12 protein-coding genes and 7 tRNA genes are annotated in these 16,751 nt (G+C 55.5%); 5 read left to right on the top strand and 14 right to left on the bottom strand.

Translation table 11 applies throughout. The annotated features are described in order from the left end of the window. Positions 1-94: 94 nt before the first annotated feature. On the bottom strand, positions 95-1,519 hold the full coding sequence (miaB, locus tag BN3796_RS10850; RefSeq protein ID WP_061708355.1) for a tRNA (N6-isopentenyl adenosine(37)-C2)-methylthiotransferase MiaB: 1,425 nt from the start codon (positions 1,517-1,519) through the stop codon (positions 95-97). A gap of 136 nt (positions 1,520-1,655) precedes the next feature. Here miaB and ubiF point away from each other — a divergent pair, with 136 nt between their 5' ends. Further along, complete coding sequence (gene ubiF, locus BN3796_RS10855; RefSeq protein ID WP_061708356.1) at positions 1,656-2,831, top strand: 3-demethoxyubiquinol 3-hydroxylase; 1,176 nt, start codon at positions 1,656-1,658, stop codon at positions 2,829-2,831. A gap of 97 nt (positions 2,832-2,928) precedes the next feature. Here ubiF and BN3796_RS10860 read toward each other — a convergent pair. The 12 genes from BN3796_RS10860 to nagB all read right to left on the bottom strand — a co-directional run bounded on the left by BN3796_RS10860 (position 2,929) and on the right by nagB (position 9,786). Then, positions 2,929-3,003: transfer RNA gene (locus BN3796_RS10860), tRNA-Gln, on the bottom strand. Between the two features lie 41 nt (positions 3,004-3,044). Further along, positions 3,045-3,119, bottom strand: a tRNA-Gln gene (locus tag BN3796_RS10865). Between the two features lie 43 nt (positions 3,120-3,162). After that, positions 3,163-3,239, bottom strand: a tRNA-Met gene (locus tag BN3796_RS10870). A gap of 21 nt (positions 3,240-3,260) precedes the next feature. After that, positions 3,261-3,335, bottom strand: a tRNA-Gln gene (locus tag BN3796_RS10875). Positions 3,336-3,368: 33 nt separating this feature from the next. Beyond that, positions 3,369-3,443: transfer RNA gene (locus tag BN3796_RS10880), tRNA-Gln, on the bottom strand. Between the two features lie 23 nt (positions 3,444-3,466). Then, positions 3,467-3,551, bottom strand: a tRNA-Leu gene (locus BN3796_RS10885). A gap of 7 nt (positions 3,552-3,558) precedes the next feature. Further along, positions 3,559-3,635 (bottom strand) — tRNA-Met (locus BN3796_RS10890). A gap of 224 nt (positions 3,636-3,859) precedes the next feature. Further along, complete coding sequence (asnB, locus tag BN3796_RS10895) at positions 3,860-5,521, bottom strand: asparagine synthase B (RefSeq protein WP_061708357.1); 1,662 nt, start codon at positions 5,519-5,521, stop codon at positions 3,860-3,862. A 234-nt stretch (positions 5,522-5,755) separates the two neighbouring features. Further along, on the bottom strand, positions 5,756-6,508 hold the full coding sequence (locus BN3796_RS10900) for an HAD-IIA family hydrolase (protein ID WP_061708358.1): 753 nt from the start codon (positions 6,506-6,508) through the stop codon (positions 5,756-5,758). 46 nt (positions 6,509-6,554) lie between these two features. After that, the gene (nagC, locus tag BN3796_RS10905; protein ID WP_061708359.1) at positions 6,555-7,775 is read right to left on the bottom strand and encodes a DNA-binding transcriptional regulator NagC; all 1,221 of its coding nucleotides are present in this window, start codon (positions 7,773-7,775) and stop codon (positions 6,555-6,557) included. Between the two features lie 8 nt (positions 7,776-7,783). Beyond that, the gene (gene nagA / locus BN3796_RS10910) at positions 7,784-8,932 is read right to left on the bottom strand and encodes an N-acetylglucosamine-6-phosphate deacetylase (protein WP_061708360.1); all 1,149 of its coding nucleotides are present in this window, start codon (positions 8,930-8,932) and stop codon (positions 7,784-7,786) included. Positions 8,933-8,985: 53 nt separating this feature from the next. Then, the gene (gene nagB / locus BN3796_RS10915) at positions 8,986-9,786 is read right to left on the bottom strand and encodes a glucosamine-6-phosphate deaminase (RefSeq protein WP_061708361.1); all 801 of its coding nucleotides are present in this window, start codon (positions 9,784-9,786) and stop codon (positions 8,986-8,988) included. A 328-nt stretch (positions 9,787-10,114) separates the two neighbouring features. Here nagB and nagE point away from each other — a divergent pair, with 328 nt between their 5' ends. From nagE to chiQ, 4 genes are all read left to right on the top strand, one after another. Then, positions 10,115-12,067 carry a PTS N-acetyl glucosamine transporter subunit IIABC gene (nagE, locus tag BN3796_RS10920; RefSeq protein ID WP_061708362.1) on the top strand — a complete coding sequence of 651 codons (1,953 nt, stop codon included), beginning with the start codon at positions 10,115-10,117 and terminating at the stop codon, positions 12,065-12,067. Between the two features lie 226 nt (positions 12,068-12,293). Beyond that, positions 12,294-13,961, top strand: coding sequence for a glutamine--tRNA ligase (gene glnS, locus BN3796_RS10925; RefSeq protein ID WP_061708363.1), 1,668 nt, complete (start codon positions 12,294-12,296; stop codon positions 13,959-13,961). 416 nt (positions 13,962-14,377) lie between these two features. Further along, the gene (chiP, locus tag BN3796_RS10930; RefSeq protein ID WP_061708364.1) at positions 14,378-15,775 is read left to right on the top strand and encodes a chitoporin ChiP; all 1,398 of its coding nucleotides are present in this window, start codon (positions 14,378-14,380) and stop codon (positions 15,773-15,775) included. A gap of 45 nt (positions 15,776-15,820) precedes the next feature. Next, positions 15,821-16,150: a ChiQ/YbfN family lipoprotein gene (gene chiQ / locus BN3796_RS10935; RefSeq protein ID WP_061708843.1), complete on the top strand. Its 330-nt coding sequence runs from the start codon at positions 15,821-15,823 to the stop codon at positions 16,148-16,150. Between the two features lie 112 nt (positions 16,151-16,262). Here the strand turns inward: chiQ and fur are convergent, their stop codons facing one another. Next, complete coding sequence (fur, locus tag BN3796_RS10940) at positions 16,263-16,709, bottom strand: ferric iron uptake transcriptional regulator (protein ID WP_061708365.1); 447 nt, start codon at positions 16,707-16,709, stop codon at positions 16,263-16,265. Between the last annotated feature and the right edge of the window lie 42 nt (positions 16,710-16,751).

The following is a 16,751-nucleotide window of genomic DNA, read 5'->3' on the forward strand; positions in this document are numbered from 1 at the left end:
TTCACGCCTGCGAATAAAGGCGCAAGTGCTGGTAAGGATATGGGGGAGTTCGGGGAGAAATACAAGGCCTGCCATAGCGGCAGGCCTGAAGGGATCAGGGCTGATAGACGCCCACGCCCAGATCGTTTTCTTTGCGGGTACGGGCGATGACGGACGCCGGCGTTTCCACCACGCGCAGCCCCATCTCATCCTCGGTACGGATCACTTTCCCGCGCAGGGAGTTAGGACGCACCTCGGTAATCTCCACATCGACAAATTTACCCACCATCTCCGGCGAGCCTTCGAAGTTGACCACGCGGTTGTTTTCGGTACGGCCAGAAAGCTCCATGATGCTCTTACGGGAAGTACCTTCCACCAGGATACGCTGGGTGGTGCCGAGCATCCGGCGGCTCCAGGCCATCGCCTGCTGGTTGATGCGCTCCTGCAGGATATAGAGACGCTGCTTTTTCTCCTCTTCCGGCACATCGTCGACCATATCGGCCGCCGGGGTACCCGGACGCGCGGAGAAGATAAAGCTGTAGCTCATGTCAAAATTGACGTCGGCAATCAGCTTCATGGTGCGCTCAAAGTCATCCGCGCTTTCGCCCGGGAAACCGACGATAAAGTCGGAGCTAATCTGGATATCCGGGCGCGCTTCGCGAAGCTTGCGGATAATCGCTTTGTACTCCAGCGCGGTATGGGTACGCCCCATCAGGTTCAGCACCCGGTCAGAGCCGCTCTGTACCGGCAGGTGCAGGAAGCTCACCAGCTCCGGCGTGTCGCGGTAAACCTCGATAATGTCGTCGGTAAACTCGATCGGGTGGCTGGTGGTAAAGCGGATACGGTCGATACCGTCAATGGCCGCCACCAGACGCAGCAGCTCCGCAAAGGAGCCAGGAGTACCATCGTAGTTTTCACCGCGCCAGGCGTTAACGTTCTGGCCGAGCAGGTTAACTTCACGTACCCCCTGTGCCGCAAGCTGGGCGATCTCAAACAGGATATCGTCGCAGGGGCGGCTGACCTCTTCGCCACGGGTGTAAGGCACCACGCAATAGGTACAATATTTATTGCAGCCTTCCATAATGGAGACAAAGGCGGTCGGGCCTTCCGCGCGCGGCTCAGGCAGACGGTCAAACTTCTCGATCTCCGGGAAGCTAACATCCACCACCGGGCTGCGGTCGCCGCGTACCGAGTTGATCATCTCCGGCAGGCGGTGCAGGGTCTGCGGCCCAAAAACAATATCTACGTAGTGGGCGCGGCTACGGATCAGCTTGCCTTCCTGAGAAGCCACGCAGCCACCGACGCCAATGATCAGGTCCGGATTTTTCTCTTTAAGCAGCTTCCAGCGACCTAACTGGTGAAAGACTTTTTCCTGAGCCTTTTCACGAATGGAGCAGGTGTTCAGCAGAAGCACATCCGCTTCTTCCGCCACGTCGGTCAGCTGATAGCCATGAGTGGCATCCAGCAGATCGGCCATCTTCGATGAATCGTATTCGTTCATCTGACAGCCCCAGGTTTTAATATGGAGTTTTTTTGTCATCGACTTGCTCGTGCTCAGAATTGCAAGGCGCGTATTGTAATGCTTTGGTGCGGTTGTGACCAGTGTGAAGGTTCTCAGCCTCGGCGGTAAAAAAATCCGGTAAACTTAAGGGATTCTCAAATAAGGACGATTGACCATGACACACCAACAAACCGAAATTGCCGTCGTCGGCGGCGGTATGGTCGGCGGCGCGCTGGCGCTGGGACTGGCACAGCAGGGCTTCAGGGTGACGGTGATTGAAAAGGCGACGCCGCCCGCTTTCGAGGCGACGGCAAAACCTGACGTCAGGATCTCGGCGCTGAGCGCGGCGTCGGTCGATCTGCTGCGCGGGCTGGGCGTCTGGGATGCCGTTCTCGCCATGCGCGCCCACCCCTGGCGCCGTCTGGAGACCTGGGAGTGGGAGACGGCTCATGTAACGTTCGATGCCGCAGAGCTGAAGCTGCCCGCGCTGGGCTATATGGTGGAAAATAACGTTTTGCAGCTGGCGCTCTGGCAGGCGCTGGAGGCGAATCCCAACGTCACCCTGCGGGTGCCCGCCTCAATCACGTCGCTAAAACGGTGCGATAACGCTTATCAGCTGGAGCTGGAGAATGGCGAGCCGCTCACGGCGCAGCTGGTGGTCGGAGCGGATGGCGCTAATTCACAGGTGCGGCAGATGGCCGCCATCGGCATTCACGCCTGGGACTATCAACAGGCCTGCATGCTGATTACCGTCGAGTGTGAAGAGGAGCCGGGGGAGAGCACCTGGCAGGAGTTTACTCCGGATGGCCCGCGCGCCTTTCTGCCGCTTTATGACAAATGGGCGTCGCTGGTCTGGTATGACCGGCCCGCGCGCATCCGCCAGCTGCAGGGGCTACCGCTGGGGCAGCTGCAGCGTGAAATCAGCAAACATTTTCCCGCCCGTCTCGGGAAGGTGACGCCGGTGGCGGCCGGCAGTTTTCCGCTGACCCGCCGCCATGCGCTGAAGTATGTCAAAGAGGGGCTGGCGCTGGTGGGGGATGCGGCGCATACCATTCATCCGCTGGCGGGACAGGGGGTAAACCTCGGCTACCGCGATGTAGAGGCGCTGCTGGAAGTGCTGGTCAATGCCCGCAGCTATGGCGAAGCCTGGGCGAGCGAGCAGGTGCTCAGGCGCTACCAGATGCGTCGCATGGCCGATAATTTTATTATGCAGTCGGGAATGGATCTCTTTTATGCCGGATTCAGCAACAATCTTGGACCGGTGCGGATGCTGCGCAATATTGGCCTGATGGCGGCCGCGCGGGCGGGCGTGTTAAAGCGCCAGGCGCTGAAATATGCCTTAGGACTTTAAGCGGCGAGGCATAACTTCCTCTCTTTTCATCAGGAAAGGGAGGAGGGGAGATGACAAAAACAAAAAAGCCCGCAGAGCGGGCTTTTTTGCTGTGTAGTGGCTGGGGTACGAGGATTCGAACCTCGGAATGCCGGAATCAGAATCCGGTGCCTTACCGCTTGGCGATACCCCAACGGGTGCGTTCAGACAAATTGTACAAACGGCTTTGAAAATTGGCTGGGGTACGAGGATTCGAACCTCGGAATGCCGGAATCAGAATCCGGTGCCTTACCGCTTGGCGATACCCCAATTTTTCACTGGCGAAACACTGCTTATGCAATGGTTCTTAATCTGGTGGCTACGACGGGATTCGAACCTGTGACCCCATCATTATGAGTGATGTGCTCTAACCAACTGAGCTACGTAGCCAACGTTACTGCTCTTCTTCGATGGCTGGGGTACCTGGATTCGAACCAGGGAATGCCGGTATCAAAAACCGGTGCCTTACCGCTTGGCGATACCCCAACAGCTGCGGAGAACCGCTAAATCGAAGAAATATGGCTGGGGTACCTGGATTCGAACCAGGGAATGCCGGTATCAAAAACCGGTGCCTTACCGCTTGGCGATACCCCATCCGTGCAACGCCTGTCTGGGAATGGTGCGGGAGGCGAGACTTGAACTCGCACACCTTGCGGCGCCAGAACCTAAATCTGGTGCGTCTACCAATTTCGCCACTCCCGCAAAAAGATGGTGGCTACGACGGGATTCGAACCTGTGACCCCATCATTATGAGTGATGTGCTCTAACCAACTGAGCTACGTAGCCATCTTTTTCGCGTTACCTTATCGGCGTTGCGGGGCGCATTATGCGTATAGACCCTTGCAGCGTCAACACCTTTTTCATCGAAAATAGCCTGAAAGCGTCTGTTTGGTTAGGTTGCGAACAGCGTGGCCGATTATTCGGCAATTATTGGTTATTTATCGTTTTTGTCCAGCGAAAAAGGGCAAAAAAAGAGGCCCCTTGGGGCCTCCTGACGAACCGCGTTAAGATCAATAGGCAGCCTGATGGACGCCCACCGCGCGGCCTGACGGATCGTTCATGGTTTTAAAGGCTTCATCCCATTCGATCGCCTTAGCGGAAGAGCAGGCGACGGACGGACCGCCCGGCACGCACTCCGCTGCGCTCGGTACCGGGAAGAGCTCCTCGAAGATCTCGCGATAGAGATAAGCCTCTTTGGAGACCGGCGTGTTATAGGGGAAGCGGAAGCTGGCGGTTTCCAGTTGTTGATCGGAAATCTGCTTCGCGGCCACCTCTTTCAGGGTGTCGATCCAGCTATAGCCGACGCCGTCGGAGAACTGCTCTTTTTGACGCCATGCCACGCTTGCCGGCAGGTAGGATTCAAAGCATTCACGCAGAATATGCTTTTCCATTTTGCCGTTGCCGCACATCTTGTCCTGAGGGTTGATGCGCATTGCCACATCGAGGAATTTCTTATCAAGGAATGGCACTCGCGCTTCAACGCCCCAGGCGGACATCGCTTTGTTGGCGCGGGCGCAGTCGAACATATGCAGCGCCTGCAGCTTGCGCACCGTCTCTTCGTGCAGCTCTCTGGCGTCCGGCGCCTTATGGAAGTAGAGGTAGCCGCCGAACACCTCATCGGAGCCCTCCCCGGAGAGCACCATCTTGATCCCCATCGCTTTGATTTTGCGCGACATCAGGTACATCGGCGTGGAGGCGCGAATGGTGGTGACGTCATAGGTTTCAATGTGGTAAATCACGTCGCGGATGGCGTCGAGGCCTTCCTGTACGGTGAAGTGGATTTCATGGTGCACGGTGCCGAGATGGTTCGCCACTTCCTGCGCGGCTTTCAAATCGGGGGCGCCTTCCAGACCCACGGCAAAGGAGTGCAGCTGTGGCCACCAGGCCTCGGAGCGCTCCTGATCTTCCACGCGGCGCGCAGCAAATTTTTTGGTAATGGCGGAGATAATCGACGAGTCCAGGCCGCCTGAGAGCAATACGCCATAAGGCACGTCAGACATCAGGTGGCTTTTCACCGCCTCTTCCAGCGCCTGACGCAGCTCGGCTTTGTCGGTCACGTTATCTTTTACCGCCTCATAGTCGAACCAGTCACGCTGGTAGTAAGAGCGGATTTCGCCGTCCTGACTCCAGAGATAACTTCCCGCCGGGAACTCTTTAATGGTGCGGCAAACCGGCACCAGCGCCTTCATCTCTGAGGCGACATAGAAGTTGCCATGCTCGTCATGCCCCATGTAGAGCGGGATAATGCCGATATGATCGCGACCAATCAGGTAAGCGTCTTTTTCGCTGTCGTAGAGTACGAAGGCAAACATACCCTGCAGATCGTCCAGAAACTCCGGCCCTTTCTCCTGATAGAGGGCGAGGATCACCTCGCAGTCGGAGCCGGTTTGAAAGGCGTAGCGGTCGCCATATTCCGCGCGCAGCGCCTGATGGTTGTAGATTTCACCGTTTACCGCCAGCGCATGGGTTTTTTTCTCATTATAAAGCGGCTGGGCGCCAGCGTTGACGTCGACAATCGATAAACGTTCATGCGCCAGAATGGCGTTGTCGCAGGCATAAACGCCAGACCAGTCAGGCCCGCGGTGGCGCATCAGGCGGGAGAGCTCCAGCGCCTTTTTACGCAGCTCGCCTGCGTCAGTTTTAATATCCAGTACGCCAAAAATTGAACACATAACCTTCTCCATTAACCCTGTTGCTGTGTGATGTTGCTTGCTTATGAAAATGCCGCAAAACCGCCGCCGGGCGCAAGGCTTTTAGCGGGTAAAAGAGAAAAAGCGCAACGCACGTTGCCGATTGTTGAAAATTGCTTATGTATGGCGGGAGATTATTGATGGTTTGTCAGTAAAAGGGCGATTTTATTAGATGAGTTCAGGGTGGGGCCGCCACGCGCAAGGGCGTGGCCGAAATCAGAAAAGATCAACTTCTGCCACAGAGGGGTAAATCCAGTCGGGGCGGAAGGGCATGGTATCCACATCGTCAATGGTCGAGACGCCCGACAGCACCAGAATGGTCTCCAGTCCCGCCTGAAAACCAGCCAGAATATCGGTACGCAGGTTATCGCCGACAATAACCGTCTGTTCCGAGTGCGCCTGCATGGCGTTGAGCGCCGCGCGAATAATCCACGGGCTCGGTTTGCCGACATAAAACGGGGTACGTCCGGAGATTTTCTCAATCCCGGCGCAGAGCGCGCCGCAGGCGGGATAAAAGCCGCGACCGTGGGTATCCGGGTTCGTCGCAATAAAGCGCGCGCCGTTGGCGACAAACCAGGAGGCTTTGTGCATCATTTCCCAGTTATAGGAGCGCGTTTCGCCCACGATAACAAAATCGGGATTGACGTCGGTGATGGTAAAACCGGCTTTATAAAGTTCATGAATGAGCGCGCCTTCGCCCACCACGTAGGCTTTTTTACCTTCCTGACGCTTGAGAAAATCTGCCGTCGCCATCGCTGAGGTGTAAAAGACGCTGGCGGGCACATCAATGCCTGCCGTTGCAAAGCGGTTAGCCAGATCCTGGCCGGTCTGCGACGGATAGTTAGTCAGCAGGACCAGGGGCATGCCTTTCTCGATGATGCGGTTCAGAAACTCGCCCGCGCCTGGCACCGCCACGTTGTCATGCATCAGCACGCCGTCAATATCGCAAATCACATTCTGAATGGTCATGAACTACCCGACACTGTAAAAAAGAAGGCGTAACTATAAATCGCTCTTAACTTTCCAGCAAACGCTGGAGCAGAACCCCGTTAAGCATGGCGCGTTTTACCAGTGCAAAAGCGCCGATGGCCGACCGGTCATCCAGCGCGGAGCGCACCACCGGCAGATTCTGGCGAAAGGCCTTCAGCGCCTGGGTATTAATACAGCTCTCAATCGCCGGCAGCAGAACCTTTTCCGCTTCGGTAATCTCGCCGGCAATCACAATCTTTTGCGGGTTAAAGAGGTTGATAGCGATGGCGATGGTTTTACCAAGATGGCGTCCTACCTGTTCGATAACCTCGCACGCCAGCGGATCCCCTTTGGTGGCGGCTTTACAGATGGAGCCGATCTTACATTCATCCAGCGTGATGCGGGTAGGGTAGCCCTGTTCAATAAGATGGCGGACGCGCTGTTCAATGGCGGCGTTGGCAGCGACAGTCTCCAGACAGCCGAAGTTGCCGCAGTGGCAGCGCACTCCCAGCGGATCGACCTGGATATGACCAATCTCACCGACGTTGCCGTTACGGCCAATAAAAATGCGCCCGTTGGAGATGATGCCCGCGCCGGTCCCCCGGTGGACGCGCACCAGAATAGAGTCTTCGCAGTCCTGGCTTGCACCGAAATAGTGCTCCGCCAGCGCCAGACTGCGAATGTCATGGCCAACAAAGCAGGTCACTCTGAAACGTTTTTCCAGCGCCTCCACCAGGTGCCAGTTTTCCACTGCGATATGCGGCATATAGCGAATGATGCCGCTCTCCGGATCAACCAGCCCCGGGAGGATCACCGAGATGGCGATCAGCTCGCGGATTTTCCGCTGACAGGCGTCAATAAACTGCGCGATGGTGTTGAGCAGGGCATGCTCCAGAGTTTCCTGGGTGCGTTCCGGCAGGGGATAATGTTCCTCGGCGATCGCTTTGCTGCTCAGATCGTAGAGCGTCAGGGTGGTGTCATGGCGGCCAAGACGCACGCCTATCGCATGAAAATGGCGGGTTTCGGTGACGATGGAGATAGCGCGGCGGCCCCCGGTGGAAGCCTGCTGATCGACCTCTTTGATCAGCCCGCGCTCAATGAGCTGGCGCGTAATTTTCGTGACGCTGGCGGGGGCAAGCTGGCTCTGTTCGGCTATCTGTATCCGCGAGATGGGACCATGCTGGTCAATCAGGCGATAAACAGCCGCGCCGTTAAGTTGTTTTACGAGATCAACGTTACCAATTGGAGCTTGTCCGCCAGAAGTCATACGTTTACTTACTCAGTGACGACCTCGTTACCATTAACGATGGTCTTAATAATTTTATAATCTCGCGTGAATGCGGTCAGATTTGCTACCTGTCCTGGCGCAATCGTGCCCAGTTGCCGATCCACGCCAATCGCGCGTGCCGGGTAGAGCGTCGCCATGCGCAGCACCTCATCCAGCGCGATGCCGCAATGTTCCACCAGATTGCGCACGCCTTCGATCATGGTCAGTGACGAGCCGCTGAGGGTGCCGTTCTCATCCACGCAAAGTCCATTTCGATAGTATATTGTTTTACCGGCAAAAATGAACTCGTCAATATTTGCCCCCGCCGGCGCGGTGGCGTCGGTCACCAGGCAGAGCTTGTCACCCTTCAGACGTTTGGCGGTACGGATGTTCGCGTAATCCACATGCAGCCCGTCAGCGATGATGCCGCAGTAAATATCCGGCTCGTCAAAAATCGCCCCGGTCAGCCCCGGCTCACGGCCGGTAATGTAAGGCATGGCGTTGAAAAGGTGGGTGGCGAAGGTGATCCCGGCGCGAAAGCCGATCTTCGCCTCTTTCAGCGTGGCGTTAGAGTGTCCGGCGGAGACAACGATACCGGCGGCGGCGAGCTTGCTAATCACTTCCGGCTCAACCATCTCCGGCGCCAGCGTCACTTTGGTGATGACATCGGCGTTGGCGCAGAGGCAATCCACCAGCTCGGCATCGGGCTTACGCACGTAATCCGGGTTGTGGGTGCCTTTTTTGACCATATTCAGCCATGGCCCTTCCAGATGCAGACCCAGCGCCTGATTCGGGTGTTTTGCCAGATATTCACGCATGACGCGAATACCCTGTTTCATCAGATCGTCGCTGGCGGTGATGAGCGTCGGCAGGAAACTGGTGCAGCCCGATTTTTCATTCGCCTTCTGCATAATCTCCAGCGTTTCAACGGTGACCGCTTCCGCCGTGTCGTTGAACTGGACGCCGCCGCAGCCGTTAAGCTGTACGTCGATAAAACCGGGGGAGACGATCGCTCCGTTGAGCGAGCGCTGTTCAATCTCCGGCGGCAAATCAGCCAGCGGGCAGAGACGTTCAATCAGACCGTTGGCGATCACAATCGCATGGTCATCCAGAATTTCATGGCCGGTATAAATCCGACCGTGGGTTAAAGCGTACATAGGACCCCCGGTTTAAAAATGCGACCGCCTCCGGGTAAGAGGCGGTTATTCAATTACAGACCTTTAATGTTTTCTGCTTCCAGCTCGTTGAAATATTTCAGCGTTTTCACCTTCAGCTCCATGGTGGACGGCTCGTCACACACCACCACGGCTTTCGGATGCAGCTGCAGGCAGCTGATGGTCCACATGTGGTTTACGTTACCTTCGACGGCGGCCTGCAGCGCCTGGGCTTTCTGATGGCCCAGCACCAGAATCATCACCTCTTCGGCATCCAGCAGCGTACCCACGCCAACGGTCAGCGCATACTTAGGCACCTGATCCACATCGCCGTCGAAGAAACGGGAGTTTGCTACGCGGGTGTCGTGAGTCAGGGTTTTGATGCGGGTGCGAGAAGCCAGCGAAGAGGCCGGTTCGTTAAAGGCGATGTGACCGTCGTTACCCACGCCGCCCATAAAGAGGTGAATTTTACCGTAAGCACGAATTTTTTCTTCATACTGGCGGCATTCTGCATCAATATCAGGCGCGTTTCCGTTCAGGAGGTTAATGTTTTCAGCCGGAATATCAACGTGATCAAAGAAATTCCGGTGCATAAAGCTATGGTAGCTCTCCGGATGCTCCTTCGGCAGGCCGACATACTCGTCCATGTTGAAGGTGACGACATGTTTGAAGCTGACCTGGCCCGCTTTATGCATTTCAACCAGCGCTTTATAGGCGGTCAGCGGCGTGCCGCCGGTCGGCAGACCCAGTACGAAAGGGCGGTCGGCGGTCGGTTTGAACGCGTTGATGCGGTTAACGATATGGCGCGCGGCCCATTTACCGACTTGTTCAGCTGTAGCCAGGGGAATCAGTCTCATTGTTCACCTCTAAAGTTTGTTGAAAGCGTGGGCGGATAAGGCGCCTGGACCTGATGTAAGCGTAACCTGGATCTCGGGGAGCAGGAGCAATCCGTTTTGATTTTTTGAATGATAAAATAAGTTTTCGATGTTAGCCAGCGTCAGGGAGGGTTATAAACGATATTTGGTGACAAAAATCACAAAAAGTATGCGTTTAATTTGCGATACGAATTAATTTTCCACACACTCACAGAGCCAGTGATTCATCAACGGTAGTAATGCGTTATTGACACAATAAAAAACATCGTTTGCAACGGGCCTTGAAGCGGGGGCTCGTAGGGGGAATAGGATGAATATTTTAGGTTTTTTTCAGCGGCTCGGTAGGGCTTTACAGCTCCCTATCGCGGTGCTGCCTGTCGCGGCGCTGCTGCTGCGATTTGGTCAACCCGATCTGCTTAATGTGGCGTTTATCGCCCAGGCAGGCGGGGCGATTTTCGACAACCTGGCGCTCATTTTCGCCATCGGGGTTGCTTCGACCTGGTCTAAAGACAACGCCGGTTCGGCTGCGCTGGCCGGGGCGGTAGGTTACTTTGTGCTGACCAAAGCCATGGTGACCATCAATCCAGAGATTAATATGGGCGTGCTGGCGGGGATTATCACCGGCCTGGTCGGCGGCGCCGTTTATAACCGTTGGGCAAATATCAAGCTGCCTGACTTCCTGAGCTTCTTTGGCGGCAAACGTTTCGTACCGATTGCGACCGGTTTCTTCTGTCTGGTGCTGGCGGCTATCTTTGGCTACGTCTGGCCGCCGGTGCAGCATGCCATTCACGCAGGCGGCGAGTGGATCGTCTCTGCAGGCGCGATGGGTGCGGGCATCTTCGGTTTCATCAACCGTCTGCTGATCCCGACCGGTCTGCATCAGGTGCTGAATACCATCGCCTGGTTCCAGATTGGGGAGTTCACCAACGCGGCGGGCACCGTGTTCCATGGCGACATTAACCGCTTCTATGCGGGTGACGGCACCGCGGGCATGTTTATGTCTGGCTTCTTCCCGATCATGATGTTCGGTCTGCCTGGCGCGGCGCTGGCGATGTACTTTGCCGCCCCGAAAGCGCGTCGTCCGATGGTGGGCGGGATGCTGCTCTCCGTAGCGGTAACCGCTTTCCTGACCGGCGTGACCGAGCCGCTGGAATTTCTCTTCATGTTCCTGGCGCCGCTGCTCTATCTGCTGCATGCCATTCTGACCGGTATCAGCCTGTTTATCGCGACGGCGCTGGGTATCCATGCGGGCTTCTCCTTCTCCGCAGGGGCTATCGACTACGTTCTGATGTACAGCCTGCCGGCAGCCAGCCAGAACGTCTGGATGCTGATCGTGATGGGCGTGGTCTTCTTTATCGTCTACTTCGTGCTGTTCAGTGCGGTTATTCGTATGTTTAACCTCAAAACGCCGGGTCGCGAAGATACTGATAACGACGTCGTGACTGACGAAGCGAACAGCAACACCGAAGAAGGGCTCTCTCAGCTGGCAACCAGCTACATTGCCGCCGTCGGCGGTAGCGATAACCTGAAAGGCATCGACGCCTGTATTACCCGTCTGCGTCTGACCGTTATGGATTCTGGTCGGGTGAATGACGCGGCCTGTAAACGCCTGGGTGCATCCGGCGTGGTGAAACTGAACAAGCAGAGCATCCAGGTTATCGTGGGTGCGAAAGCGGAATCGATCGGCGACGCCATGAAGCGCGTTATCGCCCGCGGTCCGGTTGCCGCTGCGGCGCCGGTTCAGGCTGAGCCTGCCGCCGCGATCACTGCGGCTAAACCGCAGGCGGTAGCGAACGCGCAAACTATCGCGGCGCTGGTTTCACCGGTCACCGGTGATGTTGTCGCGCTGGATCAGGTTCCTGACGAGGCTTTCGCCAGCAAAGCGGTTGGCGATGGCGTGGCGGTGAAGCCGACGGACAAACTCGTCGTCTCCCCGGCTGCGGGTACGATTGTAAAAATCTTCAATACCAACCACGCGTTCTGCCTGGAAACGGAGAAAGGCGCGGAGATTGTGGTGCATATGGGGATTGATACCGTCGCGCTGAACGGCCAGGGCTTCAAACGTCTGGTGGAAGAGGGGGCGGAAGTGACCGCAGGTCAGCCGATCCTGGAGATGGATCTCGACTACCTGAACGCCAACGCGCGCTCGATGATCAGCCCGGTGGTATGCAGCAACATCGATGACTTCAGCGGTCTGGTGATCCAGGCGCAGGGTCAGGTGGTTGCGGGCCAGACGCCGCTCTATGAGATTAAAGGCAAGTAATCGCTCCTGAGTAGAGTTAATGCCTTTAGCGGCGGGGAAAATCCTCGCCGCTTTTTTTTATCTCTGTAAAACCATGCTGCATGGCGTGGAGCCTGAGCGGCAAAACAGGGAAGAGGAGAGGGCATCAGGCAGAATCACCCGTTTTTCTGCAACTAAGTGTTGTCACTACGTCCGGCTTATAAGATCATATGCCGTTATACGTTGTTTACGCTTTGAGGAATCCACGATGAGTGAGGCTGAAGCCCGCCCGACTAACTTTATTCGTCAGATCATCGATGAAGATCTGGCCAGTGGTAAGCACACCACGGTACATACCCGTTTTCCGCCGGAGCCGAACGGCTATCTGCATATCGGCCATGCGAAATCTATCTGCCTGAACTTTGGCATTGCCCAGGATTATAACGGTCAGTGCAACCTGCGTTTTGATGACACCAACCCGGCAAAAGAAGATATCGAATACGTTGAGTCCATCAAGAACGATGTGCAGTGGTTAGGTTTTAACTGGTCTGGCGATATCTGCTATTCATCAGACTACTTTGACAAGCTTTATGGCTATGCCGTGGAGCTTATCAACAAAGGGCTGGCCTATGTGGATGAGCTTTCCGCCGATGAGATCCGCGAGTATCGCGGCACGCTGACCGCGCCGGGTAAAAACAGCCCGTACCGCGACCGTTCCGTGGCGGAAAACCTCGAACTGTTTGAAAAAATGCGTGCCGGTGGGTTTGAAGAGGGTAAAGCCTGCCTGCGCGCCAAAATTGATATGGCCTCGCCGTTTATCGTGATGCGCGATCCGGTGCTCTACCGTATTAAATTTGCTGAACACCATCAGACCGGCAACAAGTGGTGCATCTACCCGATGTATGATTTCACCCACTGTATCAGCGATGCGCTGGAAGGGATCACCCACTCGCTCTGTACGCTGGAGTTCCAGGACAACCGTCGTCTTTACGACTGGGTGCTGGATAACATCACCATTCCGGTTCATCCGCGCCAGTACGAATTTTCGCGCCTGAATCTGGAATATACCGTGATGTCCAAGCGCAAGCTGAACCTGCTGGTGACCGACAAGCACGTCGAGGGCTGGGACGACCCGCGTATGCCGACTATCTCTGGCCTGCGCCGTCGCGGCTACACTGCCGCGTCCATCCGTGAGTTCTGCAAACGCATCGGCGTGACCAAACAGGACAACACCATTGAGATGGCGTCGCTGGAATCCTGCATTCGCGAAGATCTCAACGAAAACGCCCCGCGCGCCATGGCGGTAATCGATCCGGTTAAGCTGGTTATCGAAAACTACCCCCAGGGCGAGAGCGAAATGGTCGCCATGCCTAACCATCCGAATAAGCCGGAGATGGGCAGCCGCGAGGTGCCGTTCAGCGCTGAAATCTGGATCGATCGCGCGGACTTCCGCGAAGAGGCGAACAAGCAGTACAAGCGCCTGGTGCTGGGTAAAGAGGTGCGCCTGCGTAACGCTTACGTGATCAAGGCTGAGCGCGTGGAAAAAGATGAGCAGGGGAATATCACCACTATTTTCTGCACCTACGATGCCGATACGCTGAGCAAAGATCCGGCAGACGGCCGCAAGGTGAAAGGGGTGATCCACTGGGTAAGCGCGGCGCACGCGCTGCCGGTTGAAATTCGCCTGTACGATCGTCTGTTCAGCGTGCCGAACCCGGGCGCGGCGGAAGATTTCCTGGCAACCATCAACCCGGAATCTCTGGTGATTAAGCAGGGATATGCCGAGCCGTCACTGAAAGAGGCGGAAGCGGGCAAAGCGTATCAGTTCGAACGCGAAGGCTATTTCTGCCTGGATAGTCGCTACGCCACGGCAGACAAGTTGGTCTTTAACCGCACCGTGGGCCTGCGTGACACGTGGGCAAAAATGGGCGAATAAAGCTCGCTGTGAAAACGCCGCGCAATGCGGCGTTTTTTGTATTACTGAAAGACCGAATATTCTTATAACGTAAAAGAGAATTAATTCGGGAGAGCAAATAAGCTTGTAATAAATAAATGTGATCCTGCCTGCAAAATTCATTTATGTAATCGCTATCATAACGTTAACTCCCTGAAATTATCCTAATAAACCTTTATTTACCTCTTTACTGATAGATATTTCAAAACGCTACTGATTATGTGCACTTCGTCATAATCCTGCATTTTCGTAACGGAAAAGCATTGATAATTCGCGTCACGAAAAATAGTCTTAAGACAGCAGGTCATCAGGGGTTTTCCCGATGCTGTTGCGACCGTCAGGTCTTTTTATTTTTTACGCCATTAGGGCGTTTTTATATCGTCAAAGAGGAACACACTATGCGTACGTTTAGTGGCAAACGTAGTACGCTGGCGCTGGCTATTGCCGGGGTCACCGCTATGTCTGGCTGGGTCGTTTCACCGCAGGCCCATGCAGAAGGATTCATCGAAGATTCTACTCTCACGGGCGGTATTTATTACTGGCAGCGTGAGCGTGACCGTAAAGACGTTACCGACAATAAATATAAAACAAACCTTTCGCACTCTACCTGGAACGCCAACCTCGATTTCCAGTCCGGCTATGCCGCGGATATGTTCGGGATCGATATCGCCGCGTTTACCGCTATTGAAATGGCGGAAAATGGCGACAGCGGGCACCCGAACGAAATCGCCTTCTCCTCCAGCAATAAAGCCTACGATGAGGACTGGTCTGGCGATAAGAGCGGTATCAGCCTCTATAAAGCGGCCGCTAAGTTCAAATATGGCCCGGTCTGGGCGCGCGCGGGCTACATTCAGCCTACCGGGCAGACGCTGCTGGCGCCGCACTGGAGCTTTATGCCGGGCACCTATCAGGGCGCCGAAGCCGGTGCTAATTTCGACTACGGCGATGCCGGGGCGCTGAGCTTCTCCTATATGTGGACCAACGAGTATAAAGCGCCGTGGCATATCGAAATGGATAAGTTCTACCAGAACGATAAAACCACTAAAGTAGACTATCTCCACTCCCTGGGCGCGAAGTACGACTTCAAAAATGACCTGGTGCTGGAGGCAGCATTTGGTCAGGCGGAAGGCTATATCGACCAGTACTTTGCGAAAGCCAGCTATAAATTCGATGTGGCCGGCAGCCCGCTCGCCACCAGCTACCAGTTCTACGGTACCCGCGATAAAGTTAGCGACGGCGGCACGAACGATATCTATGACGGCACAGCCTGGCTGCAGGCGCTGACCTTCGGTTATAAAATCGGTCAGGTCGATTTGCGCCTGGAGGGAACCTGGGTCAGAGCGGAAGGGCAGCAGGGCTATTTCCTGCAGCGTATGACCCCGACTTACGCCTCCTCCAACGGTCGTCTCGATATCTGGTGGGATAACCGTTCCGACTTCAACGCCGACGGCGAAAAAGCGGTTTTCTTCGGCGCAATGTATGACCTGAAAAACTGGAATCTGCCGGGCTGGGCGGTGGGCGCCTCTTACGCCTACGCCTGGGACGCGAAGCCGGGTGATATGGCTCAGCCGGACGCTTACTACGATCCCGATTATCGCCTGAAAGAGTCCTCCTACAGCCTGGATGCGGCGTATACCGTTCAGGAAGGGCGCGCGAAAGGAACGCTGTTCAAGCTGCACTTCACGCAGTATGACAACCATTCCGACATTCCGAGCTATGCGGGCGGTTATGGCAACATCTTCCAGGATGAACGCGACGTGAAATTTATGGTTATCGCACCGTTCACCATTTTCTGATAAACCTTCCGGCGGGTGCAGGTCCGCCGGTTCGGAGTTCCTATGATGAAAAAAATTGTGCTTGTCGCGGTGTTCGCCTCAATAGTGACAGCCTGCTCCCAGCAGCAGGCGCCGCAGGAAGATTCCCGTCTGAGAGAGGCCTACAGCGCCTGTATCAATACAGCGCAAGGTTCGCCGGAGAAAATTGAAGCCTGTCAGAGCGTGCTGATCGTGCTGAAGAAAGAGAAGAAGCATGAGCAGTTCGCGAACCAGGAGAGCGTGCGGGTGATGGATTATCAGGCCTGTATCCAGGCACGTAAAACCGGTAACGACCAGGAAGTGACTCAGCGTTGCGATAAGATCTGGCAGGAGATCCGCAGTAATAACGCCAACTGATTGATGACATGCCATGCTGTTTTGCCCGATAGCTCTCAGGCTACCGGGCTTTTTTTCGTCTGCGGCAGGCAAAAAAAAGCCAGCCTTCAGGCTGGCTCAGAGTGTGAGCAAATTATTTTGCGTCGTGCGCGTGTTCATCTTCGCGGCAGTCGCCCTCAGCGCAGTGACCATAGAGGTAAAGGCTGTGGTTGGTCAGGCGGATACCGTGACGCGCTGCGATTTCACGCTGGCGCGCTTCGATGGAATCATCGCTGAACTCAATCACCTTGCCGCAGTCGAGGCAGATAAGGTGATCGTGGTGATGCTGCTGCGTCAGTTCAAAAACGGATTTGCCGCCTTCGAAGTTATGGCGGGTGACAATCCCCGCGTCGTCAAACTGGTTCAGGACGCGGTAAACGGTCGCCAGACCAATCTCTTCGCCCATATCGATCAGACGTTTGTATAAGTCTTCCGCACTGACATGATGGTTGTCCGGCTCCTGAAGCACTTCAAGGATTTTTAACCGAGGAAGCGTAACTTTCAGGCCAGCCTTCTTTAATGCGGTATTGTTGTCGGTCATGCGGAATCTGTCCTGTTGCTAGACATTCACTTCTCAACAAGA

It is taken from the genome of Pseudenterobacter timonensis (assembly GCF_900021175.1).
Classification (GTDB): Bacteria; Pseudomonadota; Gammaproteobacteria; order Enterobacterales; family Enterobacteriaceae; genus Enterobacter; species Enterobacter timonensis.

Bases quoted from the DNA above. Each gene is read 5' to 3' on its own strand.
- nagA (WP_061708360.1), bottom strand. From the start codon at position 8,932: ATGTACGCTTTAACCCACGGTCGGATTTATACCGGCCATGAAATTCTG.
- BN3796_RS10900 (WP_061708358.1), bottom strand. From the start codon at position 6,508: ATGACCATTCAGAATGTGATTTGCGATATTGACGGCGTGCTGATGCAT.
- ubiF (WP_061708356.1), top strand. From the start codon at position 1,656: ATGACACACCAACAAACCGAAATTGCCGTCGTCGGCGGCGGTATGGTC.
- nagE (WP_061708362.1), top strand. From the start codon at position 10,115: ATGAATATTTTAGGTTTTTTTCAGCGGCTCGGTAGGGCTTTACAGCTC.
- fur (WP_061708365.1), bottom strand. From the start codon at position 16,709: ATGACCGACAACAATACCGCATTAAAGAAGGCTGGCCTGAAAGTTACG.
- nagC (WP_061708359.1), bottom strand. From the start codon at position 7,775: ATGACTTCTGGCGGACAAGCTCCAATTGGTAACGTTGATCTCGTAAAA.
- nagB (WP_061708361.1), bottom strand. From the start codon at position 9,786: ATGAGACTGATTCCCCTGGCTACAGCTGAACAAGTCGGTAAATGGGCC.
- chiP (WP_061708364.1), top strand. From the start codon at position 14,378: ATGCGTACGTTTAGTGGCAAACGTAGTACGCTGGCGCTGGCTATTGCC.
- miaB (WP_061708355.1), bottom strand. From the start codon at position 1,519: ATGACAAAAAAACTCCATATTAAAACCTGGGGCTGTCAGATGAACGAA.
- asnB (WP_061708357.1), bottom strand. From the start codon at position 5,521: ATGTGTTCAATTTTTGGCGTACTGGATATTAAAACTGACGCAGGCGAG.
- glnS (WP_061708363.1), top strand. From the start codon at position 12,294: ATGAGTGAGGCTGAAGCCCGCCCGACTAACTTTATTCGTCAGATCATC.
- chiQ (WP_061708843.1), top strand. From the start codon at position 15,821: ATGAAAAAAATTGTGCTTGTCGCGGTGTTCGCCTCAATAGTGACAGCC.